The 17,571-nt window shown below is 75.0% G+C and carries 13 protein-coding genes; 3 read left to right on the top strand and 10 right to left on the bottom strand.

Annotated features, from left to right (window positions below; genetic code table 11):
* Nucleotides 1-9: 9 nt before the first annotated feature.
* Nucleotides 10-903 carry a hypothetical protein gene (locus tag ACIGZJ_RS25525; RefSeq protein ID WP_396459386.1) on the bottom strand — a complete coding sequence of 298 codons (894 nt, stop codon included), beginning with the start codon at nucleotides 901-903 and terminating at the stop codon, nucleotides 10-12.
* 579 nt (nucleotides 904-1,482) lie between these two features.
* Here ACIGZJ_RS25525 and sepH point away from each other — a divergent pair.
* Nucleotides 1,483-2,568, top strand: a complete 1,086-nt coding sequence (sepH, locus tag ACIGZJ_RS25520) for a septation protein SepH (RefSeq protein WP_396459385.1) — start codon at nucleotides 1,483-1,485, stop codon at nucleotides 2,566-2,568.
* Between the two features lie 66 nt (nucleotides 2,569-2,634).
* Here the strand turns inward: sepH and ACIGZJ_RS25515 are convergent, their stop codons facing one another.
* Nucleotides 2,635-3,495 (bottom strand): sulfurtransferase, encoded by an 861-nt coding sequence (locus tag ACIGZJ_RS25515; RefSeq protein ID WP_396459384.1) that lies wholly within the window; start codon nucleotides 3,493-3,495, stop codon nucleotides 2,635-2,637.
* 154 nt (nucleotides 3,496-3,649) lie between these two features.
* Here ACIGZJ_RS25515 and ACIGZJ_RS25510 point away from each other — a divergent pair, with 154 nt between their 5' ends.
* A complete protein-coding gene (locus ACIGZJ_RS25510; protein WP_396459383.1) occupies nucleotides 3,650-4,399 on the top strand; it encodes a VOC family protein in 750 nt (249 codons plus the stop codon).
* 8 nt (nucleotides 4,400-4,407) lie between these two features.
* Here ACIGZJ_RS25510 and ACIGZJ_RS25505 read toward each other — a convergent pair whose 3' ends face one another.
* From ACIGZJ_RS25505 to ACIGZJ_RS25490, 4 genes are all read right to left on the bottom strand, one after another.
* Nucleotides 4,408-5,064, bottom strand: a complete 657-nt coding sequence (locus ACIGZJ_RS25505) for a thymidine kinase (protein WP_387951570.1) — start codon at nucleotides 5,062-5,064, stop codon at nucleotides 4,408-4,410.
* A 43-nt stretch (nucleotides 5,065-5,107) separates the two neighbouring features.
* Nucleotides 5,108-6,295, bottom strand: coding sequence for an alkaline phosphatase family protein (locus tag ACIGZJ_RS25500; protein ID WP_396459382.1), 1,188 nt, complete (start codon nucleotides 6,293-6,295; stop codon nucleotides 5,108-5,110).
* 41 nt (nucleotides 6,296-6,336) lie between these two features.
* Nucleotides 6,337-6,930: a DUF5998 family protein gene (locus tag ACIGZJ_RS25495; protein WP_396459381.1), complete on the bottom strand. Its 594-nt coding sequence runs from the start codon at nucleotides 6,928-6,930 to the stop codon at nucleotides 6,337-6,339.
* Between the two features lie 94 nt (nucleotides 6,931-7,024).
* Nucleotides 7,025-9,925, bottom strand: coding sequence for a GNAT family N-acetyltransferase (locus ACIGZJ_RS25490; RefSeq protein WP_396459401.1), 2,901 nt, complete (start codon nucleotides 9,923-9,925; stop codon nucleotides 7,025-7,027).
* 338 nt (nucleotides 9,926-10,263) lie between these two features.
* Between ACIGZJ_RS25490 and ACIGZJ_RS25485 the strand changes: the two genes are divergently transcribed.
* Nucleotides 10,264-10,545, top strand: a complete 282-nt coding sequence (locus ACIGZJ_RS25485) for an HPr family phosphocarrier protein (protein ID WP_392940634.1) — start codon at nucleotides 10,264-10,266, stop codon at nucleotides 10,543-10,545.
* Between the two features lie 81 nt (nucleotides 10,546-10,626).
* Here ACIGZJ_RS25485 and ACIGZJ_RS25480 read toward each other — a convergent pair whose 3' ends face one another.
* The 4 genes from ACIGZJ_RS25480 to ACIGZJ_RS25465 all read right to left on the bottom strand — a co-directional run bounded on the left by ACIGZJ_RS25480 (nucleotide 10,627) and on the right by ACIGZJ_RS25465 (nucleotide 17,523).
* A complete protein-coding gene (locus tag ACIGZJ_RS25480; protein ID WP_396459380.1) occupies nucleotides 10,627-11,208 on the bottom strand; it encodes a hypothetical protein in 582 nt (193 codons plus the stop codon).
* 18 nt (nucleotides 11,209-11,226) lie between these two features.
* Nucleotides 11,227-12,411, bottom strand: a complete 1,185-nt coding sequence (locus ACIGZJ_RS25475) for a hypothetical protein (protein WP_396459379.1) — start codon at nucleotides 12,409-12,411, stop codon at nucleotides 11,227-11,229.
* The gene (locus ACIGZJ_RS25470; protein WP_396459378.1) at nucleotides 12,408-12,704 is read right to left on the bottom strand and encodes a WXG100 family type VII secretion target; all 297 of its coding nucleotides are present in this window, start codon (nucleotides 12,702-12,704) and stop codon (nucleotides 12,408-12,410) included. Before ACIGZJ_RS25470 ends, ACIGZJ_RS25475 begins: the two co-directional genes overlap by 4 nt.
* Nucleotides 12,705-12,867: 163 nt before the next feature.
* Nucleotides 12,868-17,523, bottom strand: a complete 4,656-nt coding sequence (locus ACIGZJ_RS25465; RefSeq protein WP_396459377.1) for a hypothetical protein — start codon at nucleotides 17,521-17,523, stop codon at nucleotides 12,868-12,870.
* Between the last annotated feature and the right edge of the window lie 48 nt (nucleotides 17,524-17,571).

Genomic DNA, 17,571 nt, shown 5'->3' with positions numbered 1-17,571 from the left:
ACCCGGGCCCTACGGCTGCGCGGTCGGAGCCCCGGTGTTCGCGGCGCCGGCAGCGCTCGGGGCAGGCGGCTGCGGGGTCGTCCGGTCGGCCGGCGGCGAGGCGGCGCCGCCCGAGGGGGACGATCCGGCGGACGGCGTCGAGCTCGAACCGGCCGAGGGGGAGGGCTTTCCGCTGCTCTCCGCGCTGTGGCTCGCACTCGGGCTCGGACTCGCGCTCGGGCTGCCGCCCGACTCCGGCCGCTCGGAGGCCGGGGCCGAGGCGCCGCCCGCTCCGGACGACGGCGAGGCGCCGGAGCCGCCCGCACCCTGGGACGGCGTACCGGAGGACGCACCGGACGGAATGCCGGACGGGCCGCCCGAGGGGTCGGCGGCAGGCTTGTCCGCCGGCTTCGGGGCGACGGTGCCGCCCAGCGAGGTGCCGCTGCCCGACCCGCCCTGGACCGTGGCCGACACCGGCTGGCCGGTGGCGAGTTCGAAGGCGAGGATCGGCGCCATCGCCAGCACGAACACCAGCGAGGACATCGCCGCGTACGTCTTCCAGGTCCACCGCCGACGCGCCCGGACCACCTGCGGCTCGCTCCACTCCGAGCCGGGCGCCGACACGGGCCCGCCGCCCACCGGGCCGGTCCGATCGGCGTGGTCGGCGTGGCTGGTGCGGCCGGTGTGGTCCGCCTGATCCGCAGGCACCTGGCGCAGGCCGTTCACGGTCTGGACCGGTACCCGGTCCGCCGCCTCGCGCAGCTGCTCGCCCGTGCGCCGGAAGAGGTGCTGGAACACCGCGCCACCGGTGGTCGCACCGACGCTCACCACCGCCGCGCCCAGAATCGTTCCGTAGACGCCGAGTTCGGAGGCGAGTACCGCCCCCACCACGGCGGCCAGTGCACTCGCCGCGACCTGAGCCACACTCAGATCAATTCGCCTGCGACCTTCCGTGCCCCCCTCCGCGGCGGGCTTCTCCTTCGGCATCGACATCCCTCGGTAAGTACGACTGCTCTTCGAACAAGTCACTCCATCTTGCCCAAAGAAGGACACAAGGGTCGAAAATGCGGTTCTGCCCGCTCGATATATGTGAAGATGATCACCGTGCAGCGGCCAGTCGTCGGCTGTGGGGTGTGCACGCTCTTGAGATTCCCGTGAATCGCGGGAGACTTGAGCGGCGAGCCGCCCCTCCGGATGCCACGAATGGAGTACTGTTCGTAAAGCCTGAGCCTTGGGTCGACTTGTCGACTGCCTATCAACCGGCAGATTGACAAAGAGCCACTGCACAGGCACGCACGGCGACGCCCGTCCCGGATCGTCGCGTCACTGCGCGTGCGAGGACGGCCGGGACACCCAGGCGCGACGTCGACGGATGACGTGGCAAAAAGGCAACCGTGCCACAGCGGCGTTCGCGGGTGTAAGCCCGACACGCCGGGGAACTCAGCAAGGTTGTGGCCAGTCGCGAGTGGGCAGGCCACACTCAGTACGGGAGCAGCGACGCAGGTGACGTCGGCAGGCACCACCCGGGAGGTAACCGTGCCCGAACTGCGGGTTGTGGCCGTCAGCAACGACGGCACACGGCTGGTGCTCAAGGCCGCCGACAGCACGGAGTACACCCTCCCCATCGACGAGCGGCTGCGCGCCGCCATCCGTGGTGACCGTCCGCGCCTCGGCCAGATCGAGATCGAGGTGGAGAGCCACCTCCGCCCCCGTGACATCCAGGCCCGGATACGAGCCGGTGCCTCCGCCGAGGAGGTCGCGCAGGCCGCCGGCATCTCCGTCGACCGGGTCCGCCGCTTCGAGGGGCCGGTGCTCGCCGAGCGCGCCTTCATGGCCGAGCGGGCCCGCAAGACCGCGATCCGCCGTCACGGCGAGTCCACCGGACCGCAGCTGGGCGAGGCCGTCGCCGAGCGGCTCGCGCTGCGCGGCGCCGAGAAGGACACCGAGCGCTGGGACTCCTGGCGGCGCGACGACGGCACGTGGGAGGTCATCCTCTCCTACCGGGCCGACGACGAGGGCCGCAGTGCGTCCTGGACGTACGACCCGCCCCGGCGCCTGGTCCAGCCGAACGACGACGAGGCCCGCGCGCTGATCGGCGAGAACGTCGAGCGGGAGGAGGAGTCGATCTTCCCGTTCATCCCGCGGATCGCCCGGCTCCCCCAGGACCGGCCGCTGCGCCCGATGATCGACCGGCCCTCCGCCGACCGCATCATGTCGGCCCGCGAGGTACGCGAGTCCCGCGAGGCCACCGCCGAGAACCGGGACTCGCTGACCAGCCTGCTCGACGTCGTCCCCGCCTTCCGCGGTGACCTCGCGGTCGGGCCGGCCCCGATCGAACCGGTGCCCGCCGAGGTCGCCGAGGAGGCGGAGGAGCCGGCTGCAGCAGCGGCGGCCGCCGCACCGGCGGTCGGCGCGGGTTCGGCCTACGCGGACATCCTGATGCCGCGCGCGGTCGCCCCGCACCGGGAGCGCCTGGTCGGGACGACGGACCGTCAGGCCGAGGCGGACGGCGTCCGGCCCGGCCGCCGGGCCACCGTGCCGAGCTGGGACGAGATCGTCTTCGGCAGCCGGCGCAAGAAGCAGGAATAGCAGGCACTACAGGAGCGGGGGTCGGCCCAGGCCGACCTCCCGCTCCTGCGTCGTGGGCCGCCGGGGTCAGCCCGGCTGGTCGGTGACCGCCACCGGGCGGCTCTCGTCGCTCGACCACTCGCTCCACGAACCCGGGTACAGGGTGGCCGGCAGGCCCGCCACCGCCAGGGCGAGGATCTGGTGCGCGGCCGTCACGCCCGAACCGCAGTAGACCGCGAGCTCGCGCTCCCCCGCGCCCAGCGCCCGGAACCGCTCCGCCAGCTCGGCGGCCGGCCGGAACCGCCCGTCCGGGCCGACGTTCTCGGTGGTCGGCGCGGAGAGCGCCCCGGGAATGTGGCCGGCGCGCGGGTCGATCGGCTCGGTCTCACCCCGGTACCGCTCCCCCGCACGGGCGTCCAGCAGCAGCCCGGTCCGGGCCAGCGCGGCGGCGCCGTCCCCGTCCACCGTCGGCAACTGCCCCGGCACCGGCTTGAAGTCGCCCGCCTCGGCCGGCGGCACCTCGGTGCTCACCGGCAGCCCGGCCTCCTGCCAGGCCGCGAACCCGCCGTCCAGCACCCGCACATCAGGGTGCCCGGCCCAGCGCAGCAGCCACCAGGCCCGGCCGGCCGCCATCGAGGTCGCGCCGTCGTACACCACCACCGGCCGGTCGGCCGAGACGCCGAAGCGGCGCAGCGCGGCGCCGAACTCCTCGGTGTCGGGCAGCGGGTGGCGCCCGCCGCGCCCGGGCGGGCCGGCCGGGGCCGCGAGCTCGCCGTCCAGGGCGACGAAGTGGGCACCGGGCAGGTGTCCGGCCGTGTAGTCCTCGATGCCGGGCGGGCCGCCGAGCTGCCAGCGCACGTCGAGCAGGACCGGCGGACGGGCGGAGCCGAGCGCCTGGTCGAGCTCGGTGGCCGAAATCAGCGGGGAGCCGTCGTTGTTGGTGGTCATGGCGGCCATTCTCGCGCAGCGCAGCGGCCTCGGAGCTCTTTGTGCGGTCTTTGCCGGACTTTCCGCGCGGCCCGAGGGTTCGACGCGCCCCAGGGTGGAAGCATCACCCTCACGTGCGCAGTTCCGTGCGCCGACCGCCCGTGAGGAGGCCCGCATGCCTGCGGTGAAGCTCCGTCTGGCCCAGGGCACGCCGTGCTGGGTCAGTCTGATGACCGACGACCTGGCCGGTGCCCGCGCCTTCTACGGCGGACTGCTCGGCTGGACGTACACCCCGGGGCCGACCGGGCTCGGCGACTACGTCCGGGCGGAGCTGGACGGCGCGCCGGTCGCCGGACTCGGGGTCGCCTCGGTGGTGGGCTTCCCGGTGCAGTGGACGACGTACTTCGCGGCGGACAGCGCCGACGAGGTGGCCCAGCGGGTGCGGGAGTGCGGCGGCACGGTCGCGGTCGGGCCGCTGCAGTCGGAGCGGGCCGGGCGGCTGGCGATCGCCGCCGACCTGTCCGGCGCGGTGTTCGGGCTCTGGCAGGGCGAGGAGCACCTGGGCCGGGAGGCGGGCCCCGAGCCCGGCGGTCCGGCCTGGGTCGAACTGCTCAGCGCGGACGAACAGGGTGCGGCCGCCTTCTACTCCACCGTGCTCGGCCGACCGGTGGCGCCGTCCGGGGAGGACACCGCGCTGCTGGTGGACGGCCGGCCGGTGGCCGGGATCCGGCACGGCCGCGAACTGCGCGGCCACTCGCCGCGCTGGCGGGTTCACTTCGCCGTGCGGGACACCGACCTGACGGCCCGTCGGGCCGTCGAGCTGGGCGGATCCGTGCTGGTGGAGCCGCACGAGACCGGGCGCGGACGGGTCGCCCGGCTGGCCGACCCGCGGGGCGGCCGGTTCTCGGTGGTCGAACCGCGGTAGAGAGGCCGCTAGGCCTGCTGCTCCTCGAAGGGCAGGACGTCCGGGGAGAGCACCGAGGCGCGGGCGGTGGCGGCGGTCAGCCGGCGGCGGTGGTGGCGGCGGCAGAGCACCTCGTAGCCGACCTCGTCCTCGCTCACCGTGATGTCGCCGATCACGACCTGGGCGCCCTCGACCACCATCACCCCGCCGACCGTGCGGGCGTTGTGGGTGGCGCGGGCGCCGCACCAGCAGAGGGCCTCGACCTGGAGCACCTCGACCCGGTCGGCGAGTTCGATCAGCCGCTGGGAGCCGGGGAACAGCCGGGTGCGGAAGTCGGTGGTGATGCCGAAGGTGAAGACGTCGATGCCGAGTTCGTCGACCACCCGGGCCAGCTGGTCGACCTGCTCGGCGGCGAAGAACTGGGCCTCGTCGCAGATCAGGTAGTCCACCCGGCCCCCGGCCGAGAGCCGGTGCACGACATGGGCGTGGAAGTCGAAGTCGTCCGCCACCTCGACCGCCTCGGCCTGCAGGCCGAGCCGGCTGGAGATGGTGGCCGCACCCGCCCGGTCGTTGCGGGTGAGGATGACCCCCTGCCGGCCGCGGGCGGCGTGGTTGTGGTCCATCTGGAGCGCGAGCGTCGACTTCCCGCAGTCCATCGTGCCCGAGAAGAACACCAGTTCAGCCATGGGTGGTGCAGCGGCCTTTCAGATCAGGGGGTTCGGGCGCGGGTCAGGAGCGCACTTCGAGCAGCGGCACGAACTGCTCCACCGGGGTCATCGAACCGTGCAGGCCGATCATCGCGGACTCGCCGGGCTCGTTGCGGGAGGCGATCACCGCGATGTCGTCGCGGGCCGCCGCGACCACGTCGCCGATCCGGTGGTAGACGCGGTCGTCCACCACCGGGCCGAACCAGCCGGCCGCGATCGCCTCGTCCCGGGTGGCCACCCACATCCGGTCGCCGAGCACCTCGCTCCACACCGTGTGGACGTCGGCGGCCGCCCCCGGCACCGCGTACACGTGCCGGGCCCGGCCCTCACCGCCGAGCAGGGCGACCCCCGCGCCGAGCTCCCAGTCCTCGTCGAAGTCGATCCGGTCCTCGGGTGCGATGTCGATCATGCCGTGGTCGGCGGTCACGTACATCGCCGAGCGCGGCGGCAGCTGCTCGGCGAGCCTGCGGGCGAGGCGGTCCACCGCGTCCAGCGTCATCCGCCACTCGTCGGAGTCCACGCCGAAGCGGTGCCCGGCACCGTCGAGCTCGCTGACGTAGGTGTAGACGAGCGCCCGGTCGTGCTCGGCCATCCAGCGGGCGGCCTGGTCCATCCGCTCCTCGCCGGTGGTCCGGCCGAGGAAGGAGCCGCCGGAGAGCGCCACCCTGGTCAGCGGGGTCTGCGCGAACAGCGGGGAGGAGACCTGGGCGGTCGCCACCCCGGCCGCGTGGGTCTGCTCGAACACCGTCGGGTACGGCTGCCAGAGCGCCGGATCGGTGTGCGGCTGCCAGCGCAGCTGGTTCATCAGGTAGCCGGCGCCCGGCACCGCCACCGTGTACCCGGCCAGGCCGTGCAGGCCCGGCGGGGTGCCGGTGCCGACCGAGGCGAGCGAGGTCGCGGTGGTGGAGGGGAAGCCGGCGGTCAGCGGGCGGCCGGTGCCGCCGAGCGAACCGGCGGTCAGCGAGGAGAGGAACGGCGCGTACTCGGGGTGGCGCAGCAGCAGCTCCCAGCCGAGGCCGTCGACCAGGAAGACCACCGCCCGGTCGGCCGGCGCTATCGGCAGTACGGCGGAGAACCCGGGCACCCCGAGCCCGGCCGCGACCGAGGGCAGCAGGTCACAGAGCGAACCGCCACCGTAGGGGGGCGCGGGGGCGGTGGCGGGGTCGAGGATCTCGAAGGCGTCGTAGCCGTCGGCGGGTGCGAAGGGCATCGTGGCGGGTCTGGCTTCCTGGCTTTCGGTAACGGCTCTGCTCAGACCCGGTTGGTGATCGTGGCGTCGGACAGCGCCCTGGCGAACAGCAGCGCCTGGGCGACCGTCTCCGGGCCGTCCCCCGCCTCGCTGACCCGAAGTGACAGGTCGTCAGCGGTGGCGGAGCCGGTGTAGCCGTGGTCCGCCTCGCAGTTCGGGTCGGAGCAGCCGGCCGGCTCCAGGTCCAGGCGCTGCACCGCGCCCCAGCCGATGGTCAGCACCACCTCGCGGGGCAGGGTGCCCGGGGTGTACGTCTCGGGGTTGGCGACCATCCGGCTCAGCACGACCGAGCCGATCCGGTCCAGCCGCACGCACTCGGTGGAGGTGGTCGCGTACGGGACGGCCGGGCCGGCCTCGCCGCCGGACTGCTCGTCGGTGTGGCTCACCACGAAGCGGGTCGCGGTCAGCACCAGCACGGTCACGTGCCGGCGGACCTCGTTGGCGTCGAAGGTGGTCTCCTGGTGCACCAGGTAGGAGCTGATCGCCTCGGGGCCCACCGCGGACTCGACCGCCTCGGACACCAGGGCCGGGTAGTAGCCGCTGCGCTCGATCGCCGAGCGCAGGTCCTGAGTGGTGGTGGTACCGGTCTTGGCCATAGCTCCATCCTGGCATGGTCCGCCGACGAAGCGGGCGGCACGGCGCCGAGCTTCCGGACAAGAGCGCCCCCGGGCAGGGCGCAACCTAGGAAGGTTACAGGGTGCTCATGGCGCGCGGGCCCAGATCACTGCGGACCGGCAGGGGCGCGATGCGTACCCGCGCCCCCAGGATCGCCAGCCCGTGCGGGGCCACGACCACGGGTTCGAGGTCCACCGAGGCGACCTCGGGGAGGTCGTCCACCAGCCGGGAGACCCGGAGCAGCAGCTCCTCCAGGGCGTCGGTGTCCACCGCCTCGGCGCCGCGCCAGCCGAACAGCAGCGGGGCCGCCCGCACCTCGCGGATCAGCCCGGCCACGTCCTGGTCGGTGGCGGGGACCAGCCGGTGGGCGACGTCTCCGAGCAGTTCGGCGGGGGCTCCGGCCAGGCCGAAGGAGAGGATCGCGCCGACCGCCGGGTCGACGGTCGCGCCGATCACGGTGTCCACCCCGCGCGGGGCGAGGCGCTGCACCACCAGCTCCGCCTGGGCGGCGCCGCCGAGCAGCGCGTCCAGCTCGCGGTGGGCCCGGCGCAGGCCCGGCTCGCCGGTCAGGTCCAGCCGGACGCTGCCGAGGTCGGGGCGGTGGCGCAGGTGCCGGGCGGTGGCCTTGAGGGCGACCGGGTAGCCGAGGACGGCGGCCGCCCGGACGGCGCTCTCCTCGTCGGGTGCGGGCAGCGTGGGGTGGACGTCGACGCCGTAGTGGGCGAGCAGCGCGGCGGTGTCCGCGTCCGGGAGGGTGATCCGCGCCCCGCCGGGCTGGGTGCGGGCCGCGATCGCGGTGCGGGTGCCGAGCGCCGCCTCGACCAGGGCGCGGGCGCCGCCCTCGTCGATCCGGTCCAGTTCGGGGACCCTGGCGGTCTCCTCGGCCTCGGCCATCCGGCGGCGCCAGTCGGCGTAGTGGACGGCGTGCGCGAGGGCGCGTACGGCCCGCTCGGGCGCCGGGTAGGCGGGGATGCCGCCCGGACGCAGCCGGGCCGGCAGGTCGGTCAGCGCCAGGTGGGCGAGCACCAGGGGCTTGCCCAACTCCTTCGCCCGTTCTCCGGCTTCGAGGAGGGCGGCGGCGATCTCCGGATCGTCCGAGCCCATCTCCGGGTCGTCCGGTCCGGTCAGCCGGCCGCCCATGAAGGCGTGCGCGGAGGTGCCGATCGGCGGGATGGCGACGGCGATCACCGCGTCCACGGCCGGGTCGGCGAGCGCCACGTCCAGCGCGATCCGGAAGTTCTCGCCGGTCGCGGCGGTGGTCAGGTCGACGGGGGTGCGCGGGCGCAGGCCGGCGCTCAGGCACGCGTCGTGGGTGAGCAGGCCGAGCGAGTCGGAGTTGCCGACGACGGCGACCCGGTCGCCGGGCGGCAACGGCTGCAGGGCGAGCAGCTCGCCGGTGTCGTACAGCTCGGTGATGGTCTCCACCCTGGTCACGCCGGCCTGCTCGAACAGGGCGTCCACCGTGGCGTCGCGCAGGCCGGTGGCGGTGGCCGGGACAGCGTGGCCGGGCGGCAGGCTGCCGGTGTGGCGGGCGCCCTTGACCACGACGATCGGCTTGGCGGTGGCCAGCCGGCGGGCGATCCGGGTGAACTTGCGCGGGTTGCCGAAGGACTCCAGGTAGAGCAGCACCACGTCGGTGGCCGGGTCCTCCGCCCAGTACTGGAGGAAGTCGTTGCCGGAGACGTCGGAGCGGTTGCCGACCGAGGCGAAGGAGGAGACGCCGAGGCCGCGCCGGTGGGCGGCCTCCAGCAGGGCGACGCCGATCGCGCCGGACTGGCAGAAGATGCCGAAGCCGCCGCGGTCGGGCAGGACGGGGGCGAGCGAGGCGTTCAGCGGCCGGTCGGGGTCGGTGTTGATCAGGCCGAAGGCGTTCGGGCCGAGCACCCGCATCCCGGCGGCCCGGGCCTGGCGGACCAGGGCGCGCTGGCGGTCGCGGCCCTCGGGGCCCGTCTCGGCGTAGCCGGCGGTGACCACGACCAGGCCCTGGACGCCGTGCGCGCCGCACTCGGCGACGGCGGCGGGGACGGCGGCGGCGGGGACGGCGATCACCGCGAGGTCCACCGGACCGGGGATCTCCAGGATCGAGCGGTGCACGGGGACGCCGTCCAGCTCGGTGCCGGGCGGGGCGTTGCGGTTCACCGCGTACACCTGCCGGTCGGGCGCGGGCGCGGGGAGCCGGGTGCCGCTCTCGGGGGTGCCGCTCTCGGGGACTGTGCTTTCGGGGAGGGGGCTTTCGGGGGCGCCGCTCTCCGGGAGGCCGCTTTCGGGGAGGCCGCCCAGCAGGTCGCGCAGGATCGCCCGGCCGACGGTCTGCGGGTTGCGCGAGACGCCGAGCACCGCGACCGAGCGCGGGGTGAGCAGCCGCTGGACGGACCGGGCCTCGGCGCGGTGCTCGCGCGCCCGCATCACGGCGAGCGAGGCGGCGGTCGGCTCCAGGTCGAACTCCAGGTGCACCACGCCGTCGGCGAAGCTGCGGTGCTGGGTGTAGCCGGCGTCGGTGAAGACCTTCACCATCTTGCGGTTCTCCGGCAGCACCTCGGCCTGGAAGCGCCGGATGCCGCGCTCCTGCGCCACCGCGGCGATGTGCTCCAGCAGCGCCGAGGCGACCCCGCGGCCCTGGTGGGCGTCCTGCACCAGGAACGCCACCTCGGCGTCCGTCCCGTCCTCGGAGGGGCGGCCCTCGGCGTCGATCCGGTCGTAGCGGACGGTGGCGATGAAGCGGTCCCGGACCACCACGGCGAGGCCGACCCGGTTCACGAAGTCGTGGTGGGTGAAGCGGCGGACGTCCCGGTCGGAGAGCCGCGGGTAGGGCGCGAAGAAGCGGAAGTACTTGGACTGGTCCGAGACCTGCTCGTAGAACTCGACCAGCCGGCCGGCGTCTCCGGGGGTGATCGGCCGGATCCGGGCCGTGCCGCCGTCGCGCAGCAGGATGTCGGCCTCCCAGTGCTGCGGGTAGTCCGGGCCGGTCTGCTGCAGGTCCCTCGCCGACTCCTTCGCCGGGTCCTTCGCCTGGTCCTTCCGCGAGTCCTTCCGCAGGCCCTGCCCGGCGTCCTTCGGCAGGTCCTGGTTCGGCTTCGGTACCGCGGAGTCGTCCACATTCGTCAGGTTATCCGGCGGCGAGCCGAATGGCGCCTGACCTGCGCCCACGGCAGGGTGGGCAGGGCCACTGGCCGGGGCTTATGCCCCCGAAAGAAACAATCACAACTCCTGAACGCGGCGGCTCGAAGGGGTCGCCTGCGTGCAACACTGGTCTAGACAACATGGCCGCCACCCCGAGCACGGCCGTGACCAGCTTCACCGGAAAGGCACGTCTCATGGCCGAGCGCCGCGTCACCATCGGTTGGGCCGAGGGCCTGCACGCCCGTCCCGCCTCCATCTTCGTCCGGGCCGTCACGGCCACCGGCGTGCCGATCACCATCTCCAAGCCGGGCGGCACCCCGGTCAACGCCGCCTCGATGCTGGGCCTGCTCGGCCTCGGCGCCCAGGGCGGCGAGGAGGTCGTCCTCGCCTCCGACGCCGAGGGCGCCGACGCGGCCCTGGACCGCCTCGCCAAGCTGGTCCAGGAGGGTCTCGACGAGCTGCCGGCCGCCGCCTGAGCACCGTCGTGACGGACTGAGCACCGTCATGCAGAGGGGGCACCGCTTCGGCGGTGCCCCCTTTCGCATCCGCAGGGTTCTTCAGCCCCGGCTGAACACCGTGAGCGCACCGTCCGGGAAGCGGCTGGGCGCCGGCGGACCGTGCAGGTGCTCGGCGAACTCCCGGCCGATCCCCAGGATGTCCGGCCAGTCGCCCAGCCGCGGGCAGGCCCCCTCGACCACGCCGTCCCAGTCCTCGTCCGAGGTGCGGCCGGCCCGGTCCAGCACGAAGCCCTGGCAGCCCGACCGGAACGTCGCCACGATCCGCACCAGCGCCCGAACCACCTGTTCCTGCCGCTCGCCCAGCCCCTCCAGCCCGAACTCGACCACGATGCCGTTCCCCGTGGCGCGCACGGCGGTGAACACGTCGCTCGCCGCGTCCAGCCACAGCTGGAAGGCCACCCCCGGCGAACCGGCCTCCAGCCCGTCCAGGCCGTCCAGCAACTCGGGCTCGGAGACGCTTCGTTGCTCACCCCAGGCGCCCGGCTCGTCCGCGATCACGGTGATGGCGCCGGTCAGCGGGTTGCGGGCGGCCAGGCCGAGGGCGGCCAGCCGCCGCAGCACCACGGCCGCCTCCCGGCGCGACCACGGTGCGCGGTACCAGAGCAGGAAACCCTCGTTCATCGCCAACACCCCTGAGGCTCAGACGACGACCACATGCTGCTTCCCGAGCAGGGTCCGCGCCTGGTCGAGGACCCGTTCGGCCGTACCCCGCTCGAAGTAGACGCGTGCCGGGACACCGCGGACCTGCGCCGCCCGGCGTAGCACCTCCAGCCTATGGGCGACCTTGGGTAGTTCGCCGGGTTTTGCCCGACCCAGCACCATGATCAACGAGCCGTCCGGGCCGATCACGTGCACGGCGGCCTTGCCCAGCCCGTCCAGCTGCACCACCGCCTCCGGGTCCCGGCCCGACAGCAGCACCCGCCCGCCGGTCAGCGCGGCCACCTCCAGCACGGCGCCGGGGGGTGCGGGCGGTGGCGGCGCGGCACCGCTCCCGCCGCCACGCGGGCCCGCCGAGGCCGACGGCGCGGCGGGGCCGCGCCGTTCGATCGCCGCCCCGACCACCTGCAGCACCGGGACGGCCTCGCCCGCACGGCGCAGCACCGGCTCCACGCCTAGCAGTTCGGTCCCGTGCGCGAGGGAGACCACCGGCAGCAGGGCCTGATCCCCCACCACCGTCGCAAGGTCGAAGCAGGCCCGCCCGAGCTTCGCCATGGCTCCCGTCACCGCCGACAGCAGCGCTCCGTCGTACCCCCGCCCGCGCCAGATCGCCGACCAGTGGCGCTCGGCCGCGCGCACCTCGCTGGAGGCGCTGCGCTCCCCGAGCAGCCGCACGCCCACGGTCATGTCGACGCCCGCCTCGGCGACCGACGTCGCCGCGGACTCCCAGGCGAGCCCGGCCTGGGCCAACAGTTCGGCGCCGGCCCGGCCGGGCCCGCCCGCGGTCGGCAGCGGCCGCTCCCGGAGGGCCTCGGGCGGGACGAGGAACGGCAGCAGGTCCGGGTAGGCGTGGACGGTCACGGCGTCGCTGGCGTGGTCGGCGCGCAGGTAGTTGTTCGCGGTCGCGACCAGGCAGTCCGCCATCAGCCCCACCGCGCCCCAGGCCGCCACGGCCGCCCGCTGAGCGGCCGCCGCGGCCTGGTCGTACGACTGGGCGAACACGGCCGTGGCCGGTCCGGCGGCCATCCCCGGTGTACCGGCCAGCCGGGCCACGAGCAGCCGCACCGCCTCGTCCACCTGGTCCTGGCCGCGGGCCAGGCTCTTCGCGACATGGTGGAGGTCCTCCGGGTCGAGGATCACCCGCAACCGACCGTCCGATCCGGTCACCGCACCCCCCACATCCGGTGGTTGGCCTCCTGGGCGGTGCGGTAGTGCTGCTGCGCCTGCACCACCACGGCCCGGAGCCGTTCGAGCGCGGCCCTGAGCTCGGCCGATCCGGCCTGCCACGCGGCGAAGCGCTGTTGGAACCGGTAGGCGGCCTCCCCCTCCCAGAAACCGTCCAACCGGGCCAGCCCCTGGTCGAGTTCGGCCAGCAGGGCGGCCAGTCGGCCGGCTATCGCCGTCAACTCGTCCTGATGCTCTTCCAGAACGACGGAGTCCAGGTGGAGCAGTGGGAACATTGACCACAACTCTCTTGTCAGAGACCGTTTCTGAGAAACCGTATCGCACATTTCGGACAGCGTCGGAGGTGATTTGGAGGCCGCTGTACGCGCCTGGGACCCGTTCGACCGGTTCCGGTACCTACCAGGCCTGGCCTGACCGGCCTGACCGGCCCGCGCGCCGTCAGCCGGTCGGATCGAGCGCGACGACGGCCAACCCCGCCGGGCCGCCGAAGGCCAGCGCCGGGGCCGGGGCCGAACGGGCGGCGCCGCCGCAGGCGGCCAGGGCCAGTACCTGGCGACCGGTCACCACGGACAGCAGCTCCACACCGTCGATCGGGTCCCACAGCCGGACCGTGCCGTCCGCCCCGCCGCTGGCCAGCCGGACCCGGCCGCCGAGGGCTCCAGGGGGTCCGGGGGTTCCGGGGGTTCCGGGGGTTCCGGGGGTTCCGGGCGTTCCGGGGGTTCCGGGGGTTCCGGGGGTTCCGAGACCGTCGACGCCGGAGCCCAGGACGGCCAGCCCGTGCACCTCGTCCACGTGTCCGGTCAGCACCTGCCCGGTCGGGCGACCGGTCAGCGCGTCCCAGAGCCGGATCGTGCCGTCGGCTCCCCCGGCGGCCAGCAGCCTCCGGCCGTCCGGGGCCGCGAACGCCACGACCGAGGTCACCGGGCCATCGTGGCCGGTCAGTTGCGTTCCGGGCTGCGGTTGCCGGAGCGGGTCCCAGAGCTGGACGGTGCCGTCGTCGCCACCGCTCGCCACCATGACCCGGCCCGCCGGGGTGGTGAACGCCGTCAGGCAGCGCACCCAGTCGCGGTGGCCGCGGAGTTCGACGACCCGATGCGGACCGTGGCGCATCGGGTCCCAGATCCGGACGGTCTCGTCGACGCCGCCGACGGCGAACAGCGGCCGGCCGTCGGCGCCGGTGAACGCCGTCAGCGCCAGGACACCGCCCGCATGCCCGGCCAGCGGCTCACCGACCGGCAGACCGGCGACCGGATCCCACAGCCGGACCGCGCCGTCGTCGCCCCCTCCCGCCACCAGCACCCGGCCGGACCCGGACACCGCCGCCACCGCGCGGACCCCGTCCGCGTGCGCCCAGGGGGATTCGCCGACCAGCCGGTCGTCCTGCGGATCCCACACCCGGAGCCGGCCGTCCCCACCGCCGGCCGCCACCAGCATCCGGCCGTCCAGGCCCGCGCACACCGCCACCGCGGCCACCCCGGCCACCCGCTCGGGCCCCGGCCCGGCACCGCGCCGCCCCGCGGAGCCCGCTACCGCCGGCGCAGTGGCCGCCGACCCGTCCGGGCGGGACACCTCCGACCCGTCCCACACCCGGACCGTGCGGTCCTCCCCCGTACTGGCCAACAGCGGCCGACCGTCGGCGGCGGTGAACGCCGTCACGGCGAGGACACCGCCCGCGTGCCCGGTCAGCGGCTCACCGACCGGCAGACCGGCGACCGGATCCCACAGCCGGACCGTGCCGTCGTCGCCACCGCTCGCCAGCAGCACCCGCCCGTCGGGCAGCGCACCCACCGCCACCGAGCGGACCCACCCTTCGTGGCCCGCCAGCGGATCGCCGACCAGCGCGTTGCGCTCCGGATCCCACACCCGCAGCACGCCCTGGTCGCCCGCTCCGGCGAGCAGCACCCGGCCGTCCGGGCCGGCGAACGCGGCCACCGCCCCGAGGTCCCCGCTCAGCCCGGTCAGCGGGGTACCTGCGTCCGCCCCGAACTGCGGGTTCCACAGGCGCAGCACGCCTGCACCGTCGCCGCTCGCCAGCAGCACCAGGTCGGGGCGCAGGGCGAACGCCGCCACCGAGCGCACCCAGTCCTCGTGCCCGACCAGCGGGGAGCGGACGGCCCGGCAGGTCACCGGATCCCAGAGCCGGACGGTGCAGTCCTCGCCGCCGGTGGCCAGCAAGGTCCGGCCGTCCACGCCGGTGAACACCGTGATCGCCAGCACCCGCCCGACGTGGCCGGTCATCGGCCTACCGACCGGCTGGCCGGCGGCCGGGTCCCACAGCCGGACCGTGCCGTCGTCGCCACCGCTCGCCAGCAGCACCTGACCGCCGCGAACGGTCACGGCCACGAGGGCCGCCACCCGGCCCCCGTGGCCGGTCATCGCCTCACCGACCGGCTCGCCCGTCGCCGGGTCCCAGATCCGCAGGGCGCCGCCCGCGTCCCCGGTGGCCAGCCAGGTCTCCCCGTTCGCCGCGGTGAAGGCGGCCAGCGCCGACGGGGTGTGCGGGACGGAGGCCAGCACATTGCCCGGCACGCTCCAGCGGCTCCACACCGGGGCCAGCCACGACCCCGCGAGCAGCGCGCCGTCCGCGGGGGCACGGCCCGCTGCGGAGGCGTGCCGGGCCAGGACCAGGCTGGCCACCCGCGCCCGGTGGTCGGCTCCACCGAGGAAGGGCTCGATCCGCGACCAGGCGGCCAGCCACCGCCGGCCCTCCCGGTCGGCGACCGGCAGGCCGAGCAGCCCCCGGACGGCGCCGCCGGTGTGCCAGGGCAGCACCTCCGGCGGCAGGTGGCGGTCGTCCAGCACCCCGCCGAGCGCGGCATGGCGGGCCAGGTGGCGGGCGATGTACGGGTGGGGGATCCGGCCGCGTCCCCGGTCGGCCAGGGCCGCGGCGATCCGGCGGTGGGCCGTCCGCGGCTCCCACCAGGGCCCGGGCGGCGGTGCCGGGGCATGGGCGGCGGCGGGCGGGCCGTTCAACGCGTCAACGGCAGGTGGGCCGTCCGGGGCGTGGGCGGCAGGTGGGCCGTCCGGCAGTCCGTGGTCGTGCCGCGGGTCGTCCGCCGACCACAGCAGCCGGTGCGGCTCGGTGCGCAGCACCTCGGCCAGCCGCTCGTGCGTCGGCCGGTAGACGGCCCTGCCGTCCTCCGAGTCGTAGCGCAGATAACCCGCCAGCCGGCTGTCCAGCAACAGCGCCACCATCCGGTCCGGCACCGGCCGCCCCCCGACCGGCCCGTCCCCGGCCAGCGCCTCCGCCAGCAGCGGCCAGACGTCCGCCCGGGGCACTCCCGCGCCCTGGGCGAAGGCCCCCGCACCCAGCAGCGCCAGCACCGTGGACGCCGGAAGGTCGGCCGTCGCCACCTCCGCCAGGTCCTGGCGCAGCAGCCCCACCGTCCCCTCGCCGAGGGAGGACCACCACCGGTCGTCGCGCAGCAGGCCTGCCGGGTCGGGCGACTCCCGCAGCTGGCGGCCGGCCAGGCGGGCGTCCAGAAAGGACGGCGCACACCGGCGCGCGACCCCGGCCAGCTGCGCCTGGTACTGCTCGCCGACCGCCCCCTCCTCGGGCAGCAGCGCCCGCAGATAGCGCTCGATGTCCGCCGCTGCGTCCGCGTCGTCCGTCCGCAGCACCGCCGCCCCCGGCAGCACCCGCTCCAGCAGCCGCAGCAGACCGGCGTCCTCCACCGCCTGCCCGACCACGCTGCGCACCCCGATGACCAACCGCAGCCCGACGCCCGGCTGCCCGGCGTCGGCGGCCCCGCCCGCGGCGGTGAACCGCGCCAGCGGGGCGAGCAGCCCGGTGACCAGCTGGTACGGCGCCCGCGCCTCGTCCAGGCCGTCGATCACCAGGGTGACCAGCCGCCCGGCATCCGCCAGCGCCGCCAGCAGCTGCTCACGGAGCTGGAGGACCCGGTCCGCACCGCCCACCTGCGCCGCCGGCGGGCATCCGAGACCGACCAGGACCCGCTCGAAGATCTCCGCGACATCCAGGTTCCGGGCCAGTACCGCGACGTCGATCGAGTCGACCGGGGGGACGGTTCGTTCCGGCGCCTCCGCCAGCGCCGCGGCATACCGCTCCTCGGCCCGGAACGACGAGTCGCTCAGCGTGACGGCCCGCGCGATCACCGCCGACTTGCCGGTCCCCGTCGCACCCGAAACCAGCAGCACCCCGGCCGGGCCCGCCAGGAAGTCCGCCACCACCGTGGTCAGCCGACTGCGGCCGGCGAAGTACCAGCCCCCGTCCTGCCTCCCCGTGCGGCCGCTGGCCCGCTCCACCCAGTCGTCCAACTCGGCCCGGGTGTAGGCCACCTGGCTGAGCTCGGGCGCCACCAGCGCAGGCACCGACCGGTACCCGGGGTTGGGCAGGCAGAGCGTGGCCTCGCCGGTGTTCGGCTCCTTCAGGAGCTCGGTCGGGATCCGCAGCGACAGCCGGCTCGCCGCGTCCTGCAGGGCGCCGACGAAGTCGTTCACCGACAGGTACGGCTCGGTGATCGCGCCGGTCTCCCGCAGGTGCTCGTGGGCCTCCGCCAGCACCTCGGTGAACTCCCGCACCTGGACGCGGTCGTAGACATCGGTGGTGGCCACCACCGCCAGGCTCGCGGTGCGCCGCCGGTCGGCGGCGATGTCGTTGCGCAGCCGGACGAGCTCCGCCTCGATTCCGCGCGCGCCACAGGTGTTGACGATCACCAGGACGTGCTCCGCCAGCGAGTCCAGCGCCGAGGCGACGAGGTCCATCGTGCGGTACGCCGTGGCCGGCAGCCGCTGCTGGTCCGACGCCGGCAGGCACAGGTAGTGGTAGCCGGACTGGGCGGTCTTCCCGTGGCTCGCGATGTACAGCACCAGGGCCGTCGACCGCCCGGCCTCCCGCAGGCCCGCCTCGTGCGCGAAGTCCTCCACCGCCCGGCGGCCGTCGAGCTTCTCGGAGTGCACCGGCGTGAACCGGCGCTCGCCCAGCTCCGGGCCGCACCACCACTGCTCGACCGTGACCCGCTGCTCCGCCATCCCGGCGGTGAACTCCTGGTCACCGTCGTCGTAGTCGGACGCGATCACCGTCACCAGCAGCCGTTCGACCCCGTCGCCGCCGCCCGCGGCCGCCGACGCCACGTCCGAAGGGTCTATCGGAGGTTCAACTTCCGGCAAAGGCAAGAACAT

Origin of the sequence: Kitasatospora sp. NPDC052868 (genome assembly GCF_044547105.1) — a bacterium.
Taxonomy (GTDB): Bacteria; Actinomycetota; Actinomycetes; order Streptomycetales; family Streptomycetaceae; genus Kitasatospora.
Note: the sequence above shows the minus strand (reverse complement) of the source record. Positions and strands in the feature narration are given on the sequence as shown.